Source organism: Neobacillus nitrireducens (assembly GCF_030915405.1).
Lineage (GTDB): Bacteria > Bacillota > Bacilli > Bacillales > Cytobacillaceae > Neobacillus.
The window spans coordinates 1,403,820-1,423,000 of the sequence record NZ_CP133262.1 but is presented as its reverse complement, the minus strand read 5'-3'; the positions used below and the strand labels follow the sequence as shown (position 1 = coordinate 1,423,000).

Genomic DNA, 19,181 nt, shown 5'->3' with positions numbered 1-19,181 from the left:
AGGAAGAGTTTATGTCGGAATCAATTAATAAAAAAGTATTGTTAACAGTGCTTATCCTAGGGTGTTTTTTATCTACACTAAATCAAACCCTGTTAAACGTCGCATTAAGTAATTTGATGGACGTATTTACTGTATCTCCTACAACTGTTCAGTGGCTATCTACAGGTTTTATGTTAGTTAACGGGGTGTTGGTCCCTATTACTGCTTATTTAATGAAACGGTTTTCTACACGCCAATTATTTATAAGTTCGATGCTGTTTTTATTAATTGGCTCTATTCTGTGTGCAATAGCACCAAACTTCGCCACCTTATTAAGTGGTCGTATGATTCAAGCCATTGGAGCAGGAATTATTATGCCTTTGTTAATGACCGTAGTTATGTTTATTTTTCCGCTAGAAAAAAGGGGCAGTATGATGGGGTTAATTGGGCTGGCAATTATTTTCGCCCCAGCCATTGCACCGACATTAGCAGGTTTTATCATAGATTATTCCTCATGGCGCTGGTTGTTTATTGGACTAATTCCATTAGTTGTGATAGTTATTTTATTAGCCATGAAATATTTAATCAATGTTTCAGAAACAGCAAAAACTAAGTTAGATGTAATGAGTGTTATTTTTTCAACAATTGGCTTCGGTCTTATTTTGTATGGTTTCAGTAATGCAGGCAGCCGAGGTTGGGATGATAAACTTGTCATAGGTACCATACTTGTAGGAATAGTAACTACAGCCATATTCTGTCTACGACAAATTAAGTCCTCTGATCCGCTTCTTAATTTATCCGTTTTTAAAAATAAAGTATTTACGCTAACATCTATCCTTAACATTATTGTCACAATGATGATGTATGCGGATATGATTTTATTACCAATATATTTACAGAATGGAAGAGGATTTACTGCGTTTGAAGCTGGTTTACTATTATTACCGGGTGCTGTTGTCAATGCCTTTATGTCGCCAGTAACAGGGAAAATGTATGACCGTCTTGGTGCGAAGCCGTTATTTATTATCGGTTTGCTTTTTATCATCCCTTCAATGTGGGTTGTAACAGATTTAACGGAAACAACGACCTTTATTTTCTTAATGATACGGACCATTTTTCTACGTATAGGATTGAGTTTTATTACTATGCCATTGAACACAGCTAGCTTGAATGTCTTACCAAGATCACTTGTGACACATGGTACGGCAGTGAATAATACCGTACGCCAAATTTCAGGTGCAATTGGAACGGCTATAGTTATTACCATTTTTACAGCACAAACAACAAAGCATGCAAAAACATTACTAGTAGAAACACCAAATGCTACAGTTAAAGCAATCCGTACACTTGCTTCAATTCTAGGATCAAGCGATGCCTATTATTTCATGACAATCTTAGCTATTATTGCATTTGTTTTAACACTATTCGTTCCATCTAAAGATAGGGTAAAACAGCCATCATAATTTTGAAAATACGAAAATGGCAACCTAATCAACTCATTTGGTTGCCTTTTTTATGTTTATCTTGAAATAATAATTCAGTTTTTCCACTGCTTTCGAAAAGAGAGTGGAGTCATTTGTTCTCGTTTTTTAAAGAGATTAATGAAATGGCTGACATTATCAATACCAACGGAATAAGAAATTTCTGAAACGGAGTGATCTGAGTATTTTAATAACTTCTTTGCATGGGATACACGGCAATTGATTAAATACTCATTTGGTGTATAGCCGGTATATTTTTTAAATTCTCGTACAAGATGATATTTACTAATGGCAAAGTCAGCGGATAATTGATCGAGAGAAATTGGTTCATTAAACCTTTTTTCTAGGTCTCGCACAATATTACTAATAAAATCTGGAACGAATGCATTTGTGGAGACCGTTGGATTGACAGCAAACAGTAAGTCAGTTAGTAAATCTGTCAGCAATTTTGATGAAGTTGGTTCTGTCATTATGTCATGGGCTTTTCGCTGTACCTCAAGAAGATCATTCATGATTTTATCGATGGAAGAGTTGCCATTCACGGTTACAACAGGAGAACCGTGTTTTTGAAAAAATTGATAATAACCCTGGGTTGCCGGACCATCAAAATGAACCCATATTAACTCCCATAGGTCATCCTTATCGGTTTCGTAGTAATGGTATTTCATACAATCAATAAAAAATAGCTGATTGGGAAGTAGTAGATAACTTTTATTTTCATATTTTAAATACCCCTTTCCACTCCGGGTGAACACGATTAAATAGGAAGGGAGATGCTCTCTTTCTGTAAAATAAGTGGGTCTAGTCCGAAAACTGCCAATCTCCTGAACATAAAAGAATGTACTTCGGGCAATTGAACTCGGAGTAGCCAAGATTCGTAAAGAATCCTCGGTCCAATCATAGGACGCTCGCTCTCTGAATTTTGTCATGGCAACCTCCTAAGCAAGATACTGTTATAAACGAACAACATAATCGGATGTTATTTAGATTGTAAGCAAATACACTTAATAAAAAAAGTATTATTTTTCAAATTATTAAGGAGGAATTCAAATGCTCGCACCTATTAAGCCGATAAAAAGGGCAAGAGTCGGATTATATACCATTGGCTTGAAAGCTTATTGGAATCAATTTTCCGGATTAAAAGAAAGGTTAATAGAATATGGTAAGTTTATCGAAACAAAAATGTCCCAATACAGTGAAGTATATAATTATGGTTTAGTCGACTCTGAAACCGAAGCAAGACGTGCTGGGGAGTGGTTCAATGAAAGAAATGTTGATATTGTATTTTGCCACTCCGGAACCTATTCAACGAGCTCGGCCATTCTTCCGGTTCATCAAATCTGTAAAGCACCGGCAGTTATCTTGAACCTGCAGCCAACTGAACGAATGAATTATGAGCAAACAACCACTGGTGAATGGCTGGCCCATTGTGGTGCCTGTCCAACACCAGAGATTGCGAACGCTTTTAACCGAAGCGGCATTAAATTCAGAGTGGTCAATGGACTGCTGGGCTTAGAATATACTCCGGCAATTTCCCTTACGAATGAAAAGACAGATGATAGAAAAGAAGCGATTACTGCATGGAATCAGATTCATGAATGGATCCAGGCAGCTTCAGTCCCACGAACATTAAGACATAGCCGATTTGGATTTCTGGGGAACACCTATAGCGGCATGTTGGATATGTATAGTGATTTCACAATGATCCAAGCACAATCCGGTGTTCATATTGAGATCCTGGAGATGTGTGATCTAGACCGTTTAGTAAAGGAAGTAACTGCAACTGAAGTACAAAGTAAACTGGAGGAAGTTTATCAATTTTTTGATAGTAGTGGTGATTCCCCATCTGACCCGATTGCTAAGAAACCAACGTCTGAACAAATGGAGTGGTCTTGTAAAGTGGCAGTTGCCCAAGAAAAGTTGGTAAGAGAATTTGATCTGGATGCTCTTTCTTACTATTATCATGGGACCCCAAATAGTGAATATGAAAAGCTCCAATCAGGCTTCATTGTTGGTCATTCCTTATTAACTGCTAAAGGGATTCCATGCTCAGGTGAAGGTGATCTAAAGACCGCCATTGCGATGAAAATCTGCGACATTCTTGGAACAGGCGGTAGTTTTTCAGAAATAGTGGTTGTTGATTATATTGATGAAACCATACTCCTCGGACATGATGGACCGTTTCATTTAGCTATTTCAGATGGAAAACCAATCCTAAGGGGGATGGGGCTATATCATGGCAAGCAGGGGACGGGTGTTTCAGTTGAAGCGAAAGTCAAAACTGGACCAGTAACAACCTTAAATGTTACCCAAACGGGTGATGGGAAGCTAAAGTTTATCATAAGTGAAGGAATTTCCACGAACGGACCAATCATGCAAATTGGCAACACACAAACTCCTGTAAAGTTTAGAGAGCATCCAGATGTTTATATGGAAAGATGGTTCAATGAAGCACCGACACACCATTGTGCCATGTCACATGGCCATAATGCCTCTCTGTTTACTAAAGTAGGAGAGCTATTAAGTTGTAAGACTGTTACACTATAAAATATTGGGTGGTTGATGAAAATGGAAACTAGTAATAAATACGCATGGATATGGGAAATAAAAGAGGAACATTTAGAAGAATATATCAATCTGCATTTGAATCCTTGGCAAGAGATTCTTGAAGAACATAGCAAGGCAGGAATTAAAAATTACTCAATCTTTCAAAATGGAAATCAGTTTTTCTATTGCTTTGAATGTGATGATGTAGAAATAGCATTTGACTACATAGCCAAAAGTGATGCCTGTAATCGCTGGAATGCAATAACATCAAAAATGGTCAAAGGCTCGTTTGATTTTAATGAACCTGATCCAATCAAACCACTACGAGAAGTTTTCTATTTAAAATAATAAGAAAAAAGATGACTTAACATATAATATCTTGTGAGTCATCTTTTTTATTGGTTATAAAATAAGTGGATACTGATGATTAATGATTTAAAATATCAGAATATATTAACATCTAAACCTGGTTTTTTGATAAAATTAATACAAAAATACTATTTATTTAGCACTAGGGGGGAAAGAATGATTAAACGGGGCTATATTATTTTCCCGCTAATTTTCTTCATTATTGCAAGCGGTTGCAGTAAACGAACGGAATATGAAGTTGTTTATTCAAAGGGAGAGGTAAAGACTCCTCAAGAACAGAGTGAAAAACGCCAGGTAACGATTGCCCTTGTCCCTAAGTTAATTAATATTCCTTATTTTAACGCAGTGGAAGAAGGGGCTATTGAAGCTGGTGAAGAGCTTGGAGTAAATCTAATTTATAAAGGTCCCACTATGGCCGACGCTACGCAGCAAATCAATATTATTAATGATTTAATTAACCAAAAAGTAGATGTCATTGCTGTGTCTGCAAATGATCCAGTCAAACTAGCCCCCGTTTTAAAAAAGGCGAGAAGTCACGATATAAAAGTTATTACATGGGATGCAGATACTCACTCAAGTTCAAGGGGATTTTTCATTAATATGGTGAACCCTGAAACCCTTGGTAGACATCTAATGGATACACTAGCATGGAATGTTAACGAAGAAGGAGAATTTGCAATTATCACAGGTGCAAAATCTGCTGCCAATTTAAATATATGGTTAAATTGGATCAAAATCCAACAAAGTGAATACTATCCCAAAATGAAACTTGTTAAAGTCGTCGCATCAGATGATGATCCGCATAAAGCCTATCTCTTAGCAAAACAATTATTATCCACCTACCCAAATTTAAAAGGCATTATTGGAAACTCCTCAGTTGGCCCACCCGCAGCGTCGCAGGCTGTCAAAGATTTAGGCAAAGCTGGAAAGGTAGCAGTTGTAGGTTTATCATCGCCTAATCCAATGAATAAATATTTGAAAGAGGATTATGCACAAGTTGTAACATTGTGGAGTCCAAAGAAGTTAGGATATCTTACGGTTGTACTAGCTGACAACCTTTTAAAAGGAACCCTCCCATATGACCAGCAGCACATTCCACAAGTAGGGAAAATAAGAGTAATTGATGATTTGGTAATCATGGGAGAACCTATTGACTTTACAAAGGAAAATGTGGACCAGTATGATTTTTAAATGGAAACGGTTCAAGAATTCCGGATTAATGACAAAGCTCATTATTACCTATACATTAATTACTGTGATTCCCATATCACTCCTGGGCTACGTTGCCTATACACAATATACAAGATCCATCGAAGAGCAGGTCGGTGAATATATCCCTAAGGTATTAGACCAAGCAAATGAGCGGATTGCCGATCAATTAAGTGAAATCAGACAGCTCCCAGACCTACTTTATAATTCTAACCAAGTAATTGAGGTGCTGCGTAAAGACACTTACCAAAACAATTCCTCTCTATTACATGATAAATTCTCGGTTAACAGTTATTTAATGAACACCTATATTAATGGCGGGAATTCAGATATCCTTGGTGTGTTTATTTTATCAAAAAACCGATTTTTTGAGAGTTCAAAAGATTCCTATACAGGCTTTGAAAAAAAGACATTGCCATTGGGACAGGATTTGGACTTGAAAGGCAAACAGGAAATTATTTTTCCAAGTCAAACCACTTTAAAGTTTAAGAACAATCGACCTTATATTTTGTTGATGAGTCAAATTATTGATACAGAAAACCGAATGAATTTAGGCACTATGTTCATTGCTGTTGATTTAAAGTTTATTAAAAATATTGTTGAAAATCTTGAAACCGTTAACAAAGCAGATATTTGGTTGATGGATAAAGGTGGAAAGATTATTTATCATACAAAGCCACAATATATTGGCAGAATGAATAAAGATTTGGTAGAGTATCCGCAAATCAACGGCAGTTTTCGCACTACTTCGGAGAAAGAGAGTAAGTTGATCAGTATAAGCAGGTCCGGTCCTGATCAATGGATTCTTGCCCATAGTGTACTATTGAAAAATCTTACGAAAAGAACCGATTTAGTACGTAATGCAACAATAGCTGTGTTTATCGTGGTTGTGTTGATAAGTCTATTATTTTCACTATTTCTAGCATGGAGTGTATCCAGACCCATCCACAGGTTATCCAATTTAATGAAAAAGGTGGAAAAAGGAAACTTTAATGTAGATCTTCCTATAGAGAGTAGGGATGAAGTTGGCATTCTTGCAAAAAGCTTTAATTCAATGGTTCTGGAAATCAAAGATTTAATCAAGCAGAATTATCAAATTAAATTACAGCAAAAAGAAGCAGAATTATATGCACTTCAGTCGCAGATCAATCCGCATTTTATGTACAACACACTGGAAACAATCGGTATGGCAGTAGAAGAAGATGAAGACGACACAGTTGTGGAAATGGTCTCACTGCTGGGGCGAATGTTAAGATACTCCATTAGTAATAAAGAAAAGATGGTAACAATTGAACAAGAGATTCAGCAAACACGGGATTACTTAACGATTCAAAAAATTAGATTTGAAGATCGTATCGAATTTTCCATTCACGAAGTGATCGATATCAAGGAATATATAACCCCCAAATTTATTCTACAGCCTATTGTAGAAAATGCGATTAAGCATGGGTTAGATCATCAAGAAGATTTTAAGATTGAAATTTTTATTACTGCTAGTGGTGACTCGCTAATAGAAAAACAAAAAGTACACTTTAAAATTAGGGATAATGGTCCTGGGATTCCTGAAGACATCTTATCCGAACTCAATCAATATCTTCAGTCAGATCCAATGGGGAAAAGGGATTCTAAATTTGGCTTAATCAATGTTCATGGAAGATTAATTATGATGTTTGGGAATCAATATGGCCTACAAGTAAAAAGTGAGATACATAAGGGAACAGAGGTTACTATTTCAATTCCTTTAATGAAAACCGAAATGCTTGCAGTAGATATGGATGGAGATGGGGAGATTGAAAACTAGGAAAATAAAGACGATCGTGGTCGATGATGAAAACAGGATTAGGCGAGGAATTGAGAGATTAATATTATCATGTGGTGAGGAATATGAAGTTGTCGGGAGTTTTAAAAGCGCGATCGAATTAATCAAATGTACTCAAAATAAAAGCATAAGTTTTGATTTACTGTTTACCGATATAAAAATGCCTGGCATGGATGGGCTGGAATTAATAAGGGAATTAAGAAATTGGGCTTCATTCGAAGCAGTTGTGATTAGTGGATTTAACGATTTCAAGTACGTGCAAACGGCAATTCGTGAAGGTGCAATTGATTATATGGTAAAACCACTAATGAGAGATGAATTCCGGGTGCAGCTAGACAAGATTAAAGAGAAAATTAAACTAAAGTGGGAAGACGAAGAGAAATTGGAAGAGATGGATATCCAACTCAACTTTGTAAAGCAAGTCCAAAGACTGAGTGAATTAACTAGAGGACAAGATATTGATCTATCAGAAATGGAGTGGACGAAGGAATTTCCGTTGGGTTCCTATTATCTCTTATGTATCTCAAAAGATTATGTAGTAACTGTAAAACAAGATGCTTTACTTGAAAATTGGACTACAATTGTTGAGACAGAGATAAACTCGATTTTAACAAAATTTAATAAAGGGACTGCAACTCGGTTTTGGTACTGGAAGGGTGAAGAATTATCTTCATGGGTGTTAATTCAAAATGACCGAGCTGATGAATTGCAGGAAAACTTAATTGCTGAGAAGCTGAGGTCAAAAATAAAATACGACTATCAGCAATCCGCAACCATTGCCATTAGCAGAGTGTTTCATGATGTGGCATTACTTCCCAATATGAGGGATGAACTTTTATCCTTGCTTCAATTCCGTTTAGTTTTTGGAGGAAATCAAATCTATACCTTTTCATTCATGGAGGAGAACATACCTAATAAGGCTGTAATAAAGGATTTCAAAGAGTTAGATATAACGGTCAACAAGCTATTAAAAGCTCTTGAACGTTTTCAAAAGGAGGAAGCATTGGGGCTTTTACATCAGTTTCTAAAGGAGTTAGAAAAGCTAGCTTCGCCGCAAGAAATTGAAAGGAATATCCAATCGATGTCGATCCAGACTGTAAATTTTCTACTGAAGAATGCACAGGCAAAGGATGAACTTTCCTTGATCCAAGATGGATTCCAACTGACAAAAAAGTCACCGAGTTTTCAAGAATTAAAGAATAATATTAAAGATTGGATGCAAAAGGTATTTAAAATACTGGAAAAAATGAACCAGCGTGAAATTCCTGACCCTGTTGAAACAGCAAAGAAATGGATAACGGACAATTTAGGTGAGAGCATTACCATCGATAAAATTGCTAAAGCAATCCATATGAATCCCACCTATTTTTGTGAATATTTTAAAAATCAAACAGGTGAGACTATTCTTGATTATGTAACAATGGTTCGATTAGAAAAAGCAAAGGAACTATTAATTGCCACAGATCTTAAGATCTATGATATATCTCAGCATGTAGGATATTCTGATACCAAATATTTTAGCAAGCTATTTAAAAAATATTTTGGGGAGGTACCTTCAAAATTTAAGGAAAAAGCAAAATATAACTCCTAACTCCCAATTTGGGGGTTTTTTTTAATTTTCTGTATTTTGCCGAGAATTGACCCCCAAACCCGAAAGTTATCTCCTTTTCGCTGGAAGGGAGAATGAGTAATCTAAATGTAAGCGGATTCGAAAAAGTAATCTCAGTGATGTCATAGATTAAAAGTATTGGGATGAATGAATTTAAGCAGTTGTTAGGGGGGGAAATAATGTCTGAATTTGTGCTCGAACTAAAGGGAATCACGAAAACCTTCCCGGGTGTTAAAGCTCTCGATAATGTTCATTTTCAATTAAGACCAGGTGAAATCCATGCTCTAATGGGAGAAAACGGGGCAGGCAAATCTACATTTATAAAGGTAATCACCGGTGTTCATCAACCGGATGAAGGGGAAATCTACCTTAATGGTGAAAAGGTCGAGTTTCGAAATCCAAAGGATGCACAAAATTGGGGGATTGCCGCAATTTATCAACATGTAACCTGTTATCCAGATTTAAATGTAACCGAAAATATTTTTATGGGTCATGAAAAAATCCAAAAAAGGACGCGAAGAATTCTCTGGAAAGAAATGCATGCCGAAGCAAATAAGCTATTGAAGGAACTGGGAGCAAACTTTGATGCAAAAGCGCTAATGGGGGCCCTTAGTGTTGCCGAACAGCAAATTGTAGAGATTGCCAAGGCACTTTCAACAAACGCAAAAATCATCATCATGGATGAACCTACTGCCGCCTTAACCAGAAATGAAAGTGAAGAACTGTATCGGATTACAGAGAAGCTCAGAGATAGTGGGACTTCCGTGATTTTTATTTCACATCGATTTGAAGATATGTACCGGCTTGCAAGCAAAGTGACGGTTTTCCGGGATTCGAAATACATTGGGTCTTGGGGAGTACATGATATCTCTAATGAAGACCTTATCGTAGCTATGGTTGGGCGGGAAATCAAGCAGCTGTTCCCTAAAACGGAAGCAGTAATTGGAGAAGAAGTATTAAGTGTAGAGAACCTGGGGAGGACAGGATTTTTTGCTGGAGTTTCGTTTACACTCCGAAAAGGAGAAATCTTAGGTCTTACCGGTCTAGTAGGTGCCGGTAGAAGTGAGGTATGTCAGGCTTTATTTGGAATAGAACCTGCAGATAAAGGAAGGATCCTAATAAAAGGAAAAGAAACTAAGGTTACAAGTCCACTACAGGCAATGAAACAAGGAATTGGCTATTTGCCGGAAGACCGGCAACAGCAGGGACTCATTCTTTCTTGGGGCATCGATAAGAATATTACACTGCCTACATTAGACCGTTTATCAAGTAAAGGGTGGTTAAATAAGAAGAAAGAAGAAGCGATTGCCAGCGTCCTTTCTAAAAAAGTAAATGTAAAAACACCAAGTATTTATAACCTAGCCAGTTCGCTTTCAGGTGGAAATCAACAAAAGGTAGCTGTAGCAAAACTATTAACTACTGATTTAGATATTATCATTCTGGATGAACCTACCAAGGGAGTTGATGTTGGAGCAAAATCAGCTATCTATGAAATTATCAGCGACCTAGCATGTCAGGGATACGGAGTGATTATGGTTTCCTCAGAAATGCCTGAAGTTCTTAGTATGAGTGACAGAATACTCGTGATGCGTGAAGGGAGAATTACAGCAGAAATCGAAAGCAAGATTGCAACACAAGAAGCAATTTTAGAAGCCGCGATGATGAATAAAGAGGACAACGTTATCAGTGACTCGCGAGAAGTAGCAGGTTTATAAAGGGGGGAGATGAGAAATGGCGGAAAAAGTAACAGAAAAGGTGTCACTTAGTGCAAGTATTGCTCGTTTTCGGGAAGTTGGATTACTAGGATTTATTATTCTTTTATCAATTGTGGTTCAATTAAGGAATTCAAGTTTTTTAACACTTGAAAATCTTAACGATATGATTACCAATACGGCAATCTTAAGTATTCTAGCGATTGGTATGATGCTAGTAATCATTACAGGTGGAATTGACCTTTCCATTGGGGCCACATTAGCATTGTCAGGAATGATTGCTGCGCTGACAGTAGGAGCATATCCAAACCTAAATCCCATTTTGGCCATTCTATTAGGAATTCTCGTAGGTGTTGTAAGCGGGGGGATTCTCGGAGTGATTATTTCCAAAGGGGGTGTATTACCTATTATTGCAACCTTAGGGATGATGTACATTTTTAGAGGCTTAACCTTTATGGTGAGCGGTGGTAAATGGGTAAGTGCCCATCAGATGCCGGCGAGCTTTAAAGGAATTGCAACAGGATCTTTCCTAGGGGTTAATAATTTAATCTTAATCGCAGTCATTACGTATCTCGCCTTCTTTTATTTTATTAATCATACCAGAACAGGAAGGCAAATTTACGCAGTCGGAAGTAATCCTGATTCTGCAAAGATTAGCGGTATTAATCATGACCGTATTATTTGGCTAGTGTACACATTGATGGGTGGCATATCAGGACTTGCCGGTGTCTTATGGGTATCGAAATTCGCCTCAGCTCAAGGTGATACCGCATCAGGCTATGAATTAACCGTCATTGCGGCATGTGTGCTAGGTGGTGTGAACATTGCCGGTGGCTCCGGCAAGATCTCAGGACTTATTTTGGGATCCGTACTGATTGGAATCTTGAACAATGCCCTGCCGCTCATAAACGTTTCACCGTTCTGGCAAATGGGGATACAAGGTTCCATTATCTTGATTGCGGTGATGTTAAATGCCCTTGTTAAAAGAGGAGTAGATTTAAATGCCCTCATGAGGAGGAAAATCTAACTATGGAGAATCTAAATAAAAAGAGCTTCTCGTTGAAAACATTCTTCCTTCAATGGGAATGGCTGCTCGTTTTGCTATTCATATTAGTAAACATAATTAATACCAGTTTATCACCATACTATCTTGATTTTAATAGTTTACGAGATGCAACGATGACATTCCTTGATAAAGCATTCATGGTCTTTCCAATGGTTTTTATTATCATTCTCCGCGATATTGATATTTCGGTTGCTTCCATTGTGGCTCTTGCTTCCGTGATCATGGCGCATCTTTATTCATTGGGTGTACCGATGGAAATTGCTGTAGTTATTTGTCTTGCTGTAGGAGCGATCTGCGGCTTAATCAACGGTATGCTAATTGTGAAATTCAAAGAGTTATCTGCTGTTATTGTTACTTTATCTACGATGATCATATATCGCGGAATTGCTTATATCATCCTGGAAGATCAATCGGCTGGGGCATTTCCTGAATGGTTTGGTTTCCTTGGATGGGGCTATGTTTTTGGAATTCCATTTATCCTCATTACATTTATTGCGATGGCGGTGATTTTTGGCCTGCTTTTGCATAAAACAACCTTTGGCCGCAGGGTGTACGCCATCGGGAACAACCCGACAGCTGCTCATTTTTCAGGGGTTCAGGTGGATAAAATTAAAATTATTGTATTTACTCTAGCAGGCATTATGGCTGCGATAACTGCTCTGTTTTTAACATCGAGAATGGGAAGCACCCGACCTAACGTGGCAACAGGCTATGAACTTGACGTGATAGCAATGGTAGTATTAGGCGGCATCAGTACGGCAGGTGGCAAAGGACGGATGTTAGGTGCAATTATTGCTGTTTTCTTAATTGGGTTCCTCCGTAATGGTCTTGGCTTAATCAATATGCCTGCGCAGGTCCTGATGATTATTATTGGTTTACTTCTTATTTTCGCAGTTATGGTTCCGAACCTAAAGCCAAAAGCCAAAACAAAGAGTAGATCATCTAAGTCTCAGTCAAAACAAATCGCTGGATAATTTTCATTTGTTACAAATCAGTCATTGACTGTTTATGTAAAAAAAATAAACGAAAAAGGGGATCAATCTATGAAAAAGCTAGGTATGTTATTTCTTTCAATTTTCATGGTATTTTCAGTATTAGCAGCCTGCAGTCAATCTGCACCAAGCAGCAGCGGCGAAAAAAGCGGAGGCGCAAAAGATGGTAAGAAAAGATTTGCCATCGTATTCAAAAACACAGGGAATCCTTATGGGGAAAAGCAAATGGAAGGGTTTAAAAATGCAATTGAAGAGCTTGGCCATGAAGCGATCTTAAAGGCTCCAGACCAGCCTACGGCTGAAGCACAAATTCAAATGATTGAAGAACTTATTTCTCAAAAAGTAGACAGTATTGCCATAGTTGGTAATGATCCGGATGCGCTCCAACCTGCATTGAAAAAGGCGATGGACCAAGGCATTAAAGTTCTATCACTTGATTCTGCTGTTAACGCAAAGAGCCGGATGGTGCACGTAAACCAGGCGGATCCTGAAAGAATCGGCCGTGTCCAAATTCAGGCAATTTCTGAAATGATTGGCGGAAAAGGACAAATTGCTGTTTTAAGTGCCACTTCTCAAGCCACAAATCAAAATACATGGATTGAATGGATGAAAAAAGAATTAGAAGACCCGAAATACAAAGATATTGAACTTGTTAAAGTTGCCTATGGTGATGATTTAAGAGACAAGAGTGTTTCTGAAACAGAGGCTCTATTAAAATCTTATCCTAACCTTAAAGGAATCATTGCTCCTACTACAGTGGGTATTGCAGCGGCAGGTAAAGTGTTAACAGATAAAGGATTAAAAGGTAAAGTAAAACTTACGGGTCTTGGCCTACCAAGTGAAATGGCGGAGTATATTGAAAGCGGTGTCTGTGATTGGATGTACCTATGGAATCCAATTGATGTAGGATATCTTGCCGGTTACACAGCGGATGCCCTTGTGAACGGTAAAATCTCAGGTAAGATTGGGGATAAATTCTCAGCAGGAGATCTTGGGGACAAAGAAGTGGTTCAAGATGGCGACGGAACACAAATCATGCTAGGCGATCCTTTCAAATTCGATTCAAGCAATATTGCAGAGTGGAAGGAAGTTTACTAATAATTAAATGAGAGAAGCTTGCAGATTTTGTATCCAAGTCTGCAGGCTTTTTTAGTTAAGCCATTCTTTTGTTGGCAAATAAGGACAATAAATAGCCGAATCACGTTATAGGAAAATCGTAAATTTCTAGTAAGATAGAGATATCAGTAAGCGTTTCCAACCGAGAGGTGATGTTAATGACTAAATACAGTATTGCTGTTGATATTGGTGCTTCAAGCGGCCGGCTTATTTTAGGTTATCTAGAAAATGGGCTGCTAAAACTAGATGAAATTCATCGTTTTGAAAATAAAATTGTTAGAAAAGGTGACTTCTATTGCTGGGAAGCCGATAAGCTTTTTCAAGAGATTAAAAACGGCTTGAAAAAGTGCAAGGAATTAGGCATTAAACCAGATAGTATTGGGATCGATACTTGGGCCGTCGACTTTAAGTTATTGGATGAAAACGACCAACCATTAACAGAGGCGGTTTCCTATCGTGATCCTAGAACAGACGGGATGATGGAACTGGTTTTTGAGAAAATTATGAAAGAGCGTTTGTATCTAGAAACAGGCATTCAGTTCCAAAAATTTAATACCATTTATCAACTGTATTCTATTAAACAAAACTCTCCGGAAATCTTAGATAAGGCAAAATCATTCTTAATGATTCCGGATTACTTCAATTATTTACTGACAGGAAAAAAAGCAAATGAATACACCAATGCCACATCCACACAACTAGTCAATGCCTTTACGAAAAAATGGGATCATGACTTATTGGATGCGTTGGGTATCAATAAAGAAATGTTCCATGATATTAAAACGCCTAAGACCATTCTTGGATCATTAAAGGAAGAACTAGTTTCAGAGTTAGGCTTTGACCTTCAAGTGATTCTACCGGCTACACATGATACAGGTTCTGCGGTGATTGCCGTACCTGAAGAAAATGAAACCATTTATATCAGTTCCGGCACATGGTCACTGATTGGAGTCGAAAACTATTTCCCTATCTGTGTTACCAAAGCACTGGACTACAATTTCACGAATGAAGGCGGCATCGATTATCAATACCGTTTCTTGAAAAATATTATGGGTCTTTGGATGATCCAAGAGGTAAGACGTAACTACAATAATGAATATTCTTTTGCTAAGTTGGTCGATTTGGCTAGAGAAGCTAAGGACTTTAAGGCAGTGGTAAATGTTAATGATGACCGATTCTTAAAACCTGAAAACATGGTTCTAGAAATTATGAACTATTGTGTGGAAACTGGACAGCCGATTCCGAGCACACCAGGTGAAGTCGCAAATTGCGTCTATGATAGTTTAGCAGTTAGCTATCAGGATGCTGTAAATGAAATTGAAGAAATTTTTGAAAAGCGATTTGAGAAAATCAATGTCATCGGCGGTGGATGTCAGAATGAAATGTTGAATCAACTTGTGGCCGATGTAACGAAGAAAGAAGTATTTGCTGGACCTGTTGAAGCGACTGCCATCGGCAATATCGTCGCACAGTTGATGGCCCTCGACGAAATTCAAGATATTAAAGAAGCACGCACAATTGTCAAAAATTCATTTGAAGTAAAGAAATACCTACCAACTGCACCAATTACAAACTAACTTTGGAGAGGAAGAAATATATGTCTATTCAAGAAAATTACGAACTTGCTAAAAAGGCTTATGAAAAATGGGGAATTAATGTTGATGAAGTAGTTGAAAAGTTGAAAAATGTACCTGTATCTATTCATTGCTGGCAGGGGGATGATGTAGCTGGATTCGAAGTGAACCAACAAGAATTATCAGGTGGCATTGATGTAACAGGTAACTACCCTGGTAAAGCAACAACTCCTGAACAGTTAAGAAGTGATTTAGAGAAGGCCTTATCACTAATTCCAGGTAAGCATCGAGTTAATTTACATGCGATTTATGCGGAAACAAATGGAGAAGTAGTGGAAAGAGATCAATTAGAACCGAAGCATTTTGAAAACTGGGTAAACTGGGCAAAGGAAAATGGCTTAGGCTTAGACTACAACCCAACATTGTTTTCACATCCGAAAGCAGATGATGGCTTAACACTATCTCATCCAAATGAAGAAATCCGTGAATTCTGGATAAATCACTGTATTGGCAGCCGGAAAATTGGTGAATATTTCGGAAGAGAGCTTGGTACACCTGCTCTAACAAATATTTGGATTCCAGATGGGTACAAGGATATTCCGAGTGACCGCCTGACACCAAGAAAGAGATTAAAAGATTCATTAGATAAGATTTTTGCCGTGGAAACAGATGAGAACTATAACTTAGATGCCGTTGAAAGCAAAGTATTCGGGATTGGTTCAGAATCATATGTAGTCGGATCCCATGAATTTTATTTAAACTATGCGATGAAAAATAATAAATTATGTTTACTGGATACTGGTCACTACCATCCAACTGAAACCGTATCAAACAAAATCTCTTCGATGCTGTTATTTAGTGAAAAGTTAGCACTGCATGTTTCAAGACCAGTTCGTTGGGATAGTGACCATGTTGTGATTCTTGATGATGAGCTAAAAGAAATTGCCTTAGAAATTGTCCGAAATGATGCCCTAGCCCGTGTCATCATTGGACTTGATTTCTTTGATGCAAGCATCAACCGTGTCGCCGCATGGACCATCGGCACACGCAACATGATTAAGGCTTTACTCTATGCGATGTTAGTCCCAAATGAGTATTTAAAACAGCTTCAAGAAGAAGGCAACTTCACTGAAAGATTAGCGTTAATGGAAGAATTCAAGACCTATCCATTTGGGGCAGTTTGGGATTACTACTGCGAAAAAATGGGCGTTCCAGTAAGAGAATCTTGGTTGGAACAAGTAAAAGCGTATGAGCAAGAGGTATTATTGAAAAGATAATTGTAAAATGTTCGGAAGACTCAGGTCACTTAATTTCCTTTTTGTATCTTGTTTTTTCAAATAATTTATGTTTGTTTTCCAAAAATATATGTTATAGTTATAGTGATAATAAGTATAAAACAAATATAAAACAACATAAATAAAAATTGCCGGAACAGGAAGGGGTAGAACTAGTGCTTGTAGCAGAAAGACAAAAAAAGATTGTGGAATTAATTAATGAACGCTTGAGTATTCGGGTGACAGAACTTAGTAAGATTTTTTCTGTAACAGAAGAAACGATTCGCCGTGATTTAGAAAAGCTTGAAAAAGAGAATTTATTAATGCGCAGCCATGGAGGTGCGGTTAGTATTGAAAAGGACCAAGGGGAGATTTCTTATTTGGAAAGAGAAATCACTAACGCGGAACAAAAGAGAGCAATTGCGAAAGCTGCCGTTCGTTCGATTGAGACGGGTGATCAAATTGTGTTAGATGCTAGTACAACCGCATGGTATGTGGCAAAAGAACTGCCTGATATGCCTCTAACAGTATTAACAAACTCGATTAAAGTTGCGATTGAGCTTAGTAAAAAAGAACAAATCAAAGTGATCTCTACTGGTGGAACATTACTGTCACAATCCCTTTCATACGTTGGACCACTCGCAGAACGATCTCTCAGTATGTACCACGTGAATAAAGTGTATCTTTCCTGCAAAGGGGTACACCTTCAAAGAGGGCTAAGTGACTTCAATGAGTCACAAGCATTATTAAAAAAGCAGATGATGGAAATAGCCGATGAAACCTTCCTAATGGTGGACTCTAGTAAATTTGGGACCCGTGCTTTTTCGCAAATTGCTCCCTTGTCCAGTATTGACTGCATTATTACCGATTCTAATATAGATGAAGAAATTAAAAATGATCTGGATGGAAAAATGATTAAGGTAATCATTGTAAACTAGCAAACCTGGGCGTTAATTACTAAGTTGGTTCTTATTTTATTATAATAACATCAATGTAGGCTTTTTTTCATACTATATTCTGGGGTGAAAAAAAATGCCAAGAGTAAATTACCGGAATTCAGATGTGGACTTAATGGCAAGGATGATGAGAGCGGAAGCCGAAGGTGAAGGAATACAAGGCATGTTATATGTTGGAAATGTAATTGTTAATCGTTTGATGGCAGATTGTTTAGATTTTAAAGGACTAAGGACAGTTCCTCAAGTTATTTATCAAGTACAAGGTGGGAATTATTCCTTTGAAGCAGTTCAAAAAGGGAATGTATTTTATCAAAGATCAAGAACCGCTGAAAGAAGATTAGCAAAACAAAATTTGGATTATTGGAGAGACCATCCAGCGAAATATGCTCTGTGGTACTTTAATCCACATGCTGCTTGCCCTCCAACCTGGTACGGTCAACCTCAATCTGGACAATTTAAAGAACATTGTTTTTATGAACCAAAGGCTGGAACATGTGATAGTGTCTATAGATGAGAAAAAGCTTACTCTTTGAGTAAGCTTTTTCATATTCCAGAATATTCAAAAGGACTCTATGCTGCTGATTTGCTTTCTTTGTACTTGTTATTTGAGCGTAATAATAGAAATAAGAATAAAAGTTGGCCTATTTTCAGTCAAAGGGGAAAGCGCTTAGATGTCATTTCATATATAATTATTGTATTGGGGGCGCTTTCATATGTTGCTGTAATTGGGGGCAACGTAGCATATTATTAATCAAAGGATGGTAACTATGAAAATATCAGCAGTTATTTTTGATTTAGACGGTGTGATTGTGTCGACAGATGAATACCATTACCAAGCTTGGAAACAAATAAGCGACCAAGAAAAAATATATTTTGATAGAGAAATTAATGAAACACTTCGTGGTGTTAGCAGAATGGAAAGTCTCGATATTATTTTGAGTCGTTCTGATAGAAGATACAATGACAATGAAAAGCAACTTCTTGCTCTCCAAAAAAATGAAATCTATTGTAAATTGCTTAACAATTTGTCTCCAAACAACATTTTACCTGGGGTTATTAATCTATTATTGAGTTTAAAAGCTAGGGATATAAAGGTAGCCATTGGTTCTTCTAGTAAAAACACTCCATTTATTTTACAACAAATAGGATTAACTTCAAATTTTGATGCGATCGCCGATGGAAATAGCATCAAAAATAGTAAGCCTGATCCGGAGGTCTTTTTACTAGCAGCAGACATGATGGGAGTTACCCCAACGGTATGTGCAGTTATTGAAGATGCACAGGCAGGTATTGATGCGGCTAAAGCGGCAGGAATGAAGGCAGTGGGAATAGGTTCAGCAAGTACATGTTTAAATGCGGATTTGAAATTAAAAGACCTAACTAATTTGGATATTGATCAGTTATTAGAAGTTAATGAGACTAGGAGTTGAAACCATGATAAAACTTCATGATGTTTTATTATTAATATAAATCATCAT

General features: G+C 37.4%; 16 protein-coding genes. 15 read left to right on the top strand and 1 reads right to left on the bottom strand.

From position 1 onward, the window contains the following. Window positions 1-11 precede the first annotated feature (11 nt). Entirely contained in the window at window positions 12-1,442 is a 1,431-nt protein-coding gene (locus tag RCG22_RS06790) for a DHA2 family efflux MFS transporter permease subunit (RefSeq protein ID WP_308106287.1), read from the top strand. A gap of 74 nt (window positions 1,443-1,516) precedes the next feature. Here RCG22_RS06790 and RCG22_RS06785 read toward each other — a convergent pair whose 3' ends face one another. Beyond that, on the bottom strand, window positions 1,517-2,389 hold the full coding sequence (locus RCG22_RS06785) for an AraC family transcriptional regulator (protein WP_308106286.1): 873 nt from the start codon (window positions 2,387-2,389) through the stop codon (window positions 1,517-1,519). 121 nt (window positions 2,390-2,510) lie between these two features. Here RCG22_RS06785 and RCG22_RS06780 point away from each other — a divergent pair, with 121 nt between their 5' ends. The 14 genes from RCG22_RS06780 to pgmB all read left to right on the top strand — a co-directional run bounded on the left by RCG22_RS06780 (window position 2,511) and on the right by pgmB (window position 19,133). After that, window positions 2,511-4,007: an L-fucose/L-arabinose isomerase family protein gene (locus RCG22_RS06780; RefSeq protein ID WP_308106285.1), complete on the top strand. Its 1,497-nt coding sequence runs from the start codon at window positions 2,511-2,513 to the stop codon at window positions 4,005-4,007. 21 nt (window positions 4,008-4,028) lie between these two features. Continuing rightward, on the top strand, window positions 4,029-4,355 hold the full coding sequence (locus RCG22_RS06775) for an L-rhamnose mutarotase (protein ID WP_308106284.1): 327 nt from the start codon (window positions 4,029-4,031) through the stop codon (window positions 4,353-4,355). 177 nt (window positions 4,356-4,532) lie between these two features. Beyond that, window positions 4,533-5,567 carry an autoinducer 2 ABC transporter substrate-binding protein gene (locus tag RCG22_RS06770; RefSeq protein WP_098261260.1) on the top strand — a complete coding sequence of 345 codons (1,035 nt, stop codon included), beginning with the start codon at window positions 4,533-4,535 and terminating at the stop codon, window positions 5,565-5,567. Then, window positions 5,557-7,386, top strand: coding sequence for a sensor histidine kinase (locus tag RCG22_RS06765; RefSeq protein ID WP_308106283.1), 1,830 nt, complete (start codon window positions 5,557-5,559; stop codon window positions 7,384-7,386). The genes RCG22_RS06770 and RCG22_RS06765 overlap by 11 nt, the downstream gene beginning before the upstream one ends. After that, a complete protein-coding gene (locus RCG22_RS06760) occupies window positions 7,376-8,995 on the top strand; it encodes a response regulator transcription factor (RefSeq protein WP_308106282.1) in 1,620 nt (539 codons plus the stop codon). The genes RCG22_RS06765 and RCG22_RS06760 overlap by 11 nt, the downstream gene beginning before the upstream one ends. Window positions 8,996-9,192: 197 nt before the next feature. Beyond that, window positions 9,193-10,728: a sugar ABC transporter ATP-binding protein gene (locus tag RCG22_RS06755; RefSeq protein ID WP_308106281.1), complete on the top strand. Its 1,536-nt coding sequence runs from the start codon at window positions 9,193-9,195 to the stop codon at window positions 10,726-10,728. A gap of 16 nt (window positions 10,729-10,744) precedes the next feature. Then, entirely contained in the window at window positions 10,745-11,752 is a 1,008-nt protein-coding gene (locus RCG22_RS06750) for an ABC transporter permease (RefSeq protein WP_308106280.1), read from the top strand. 2 nt (window positions 11,753-11,754) lie between these two features. After that, a complete protein-coding gene (locus RCG22_RS06745; protein ID WP_308106279.1) occupies window positions 11,755-12,765 on the top strand; it encodes an ABC transporter permease in 1,011 nt (336 codons plus the stop codon). Between the two features lie 69 nt (window positions 12,766-12,834). Then, entirely contained in the window at window positions 12,835-13,881 is a 1,047-nt protein-coding gene (rhaS, locus tag RCG22_RS06740) for a rhamnose ABC transporter substrate-binding protein (RefSeq protein WP_308106278.1), read from the top strand. 176 nt (window positions 13,882-14,057) lie between these two features. Beyond that, a complete protein-coding gene (rhaB, locus tag RCG22_RS06735) occupies window positions 14,058-15,476 on the top strand; it encodes a rhamnulokinase (protein ID WP_308106277.1) in 1,419 nt (472 codons plus the stop codon). Window positions 15,477-15,496: 20 nt separating this feature from the next. Then, window positions 15,497-16,750 (top strand): L-rhamnose isomerase, encoded by a 1,254-nt coding sequence (gene rhaA, locus RCG22_RS06730; protein WP_308106276.1) that lies wholly within the window; start codon window positions 15,497-15,499, stop codon window positions 16,748-16,750. Between the two features lie 173 nt (window positions 16,751-16,923). Continuing rightward, the gene (locus RCG22_RS06725; protein WP_308106275.1) at window positions 16,924-17,685 is read left to right on the top strand and encodes a DeoR/GlpR family DNA-binding transcription regulator; all 762 of its coding nucleotides are present in this window, start codon (window positions 16,924-16,926) and stop codon (window positions 17,683-17,685) included. A gap of 94 nt (window positions 17,686-17,779) precedes the next feature. After that, complete coding sequence (locus tag RCG22_RS06720) at window positions 17,780-18,217, top strand: cell wall hydrolase (RefSeq protein WP_308106274.1); 438 nt, start codon at window positions 17,780-17,782, stop codon at window positions 18,215-18,217. A 253-nt stretch (window positions 18,218-18,470) separates the two neighbouring features. After that, complete coding sequence (pgmB, locus tag RCG22_RS06715) at window positions 18,471-19,133, top strand: beta-phosphoglucomutase (RefSeq protein WP_308106273.1); 663 nt, start codon at window positions 18,471-18,473, stop codon at window positions 19,131-19,133. Window positions 19,134-19,181 lie beyond the last annotated feature (48 nt).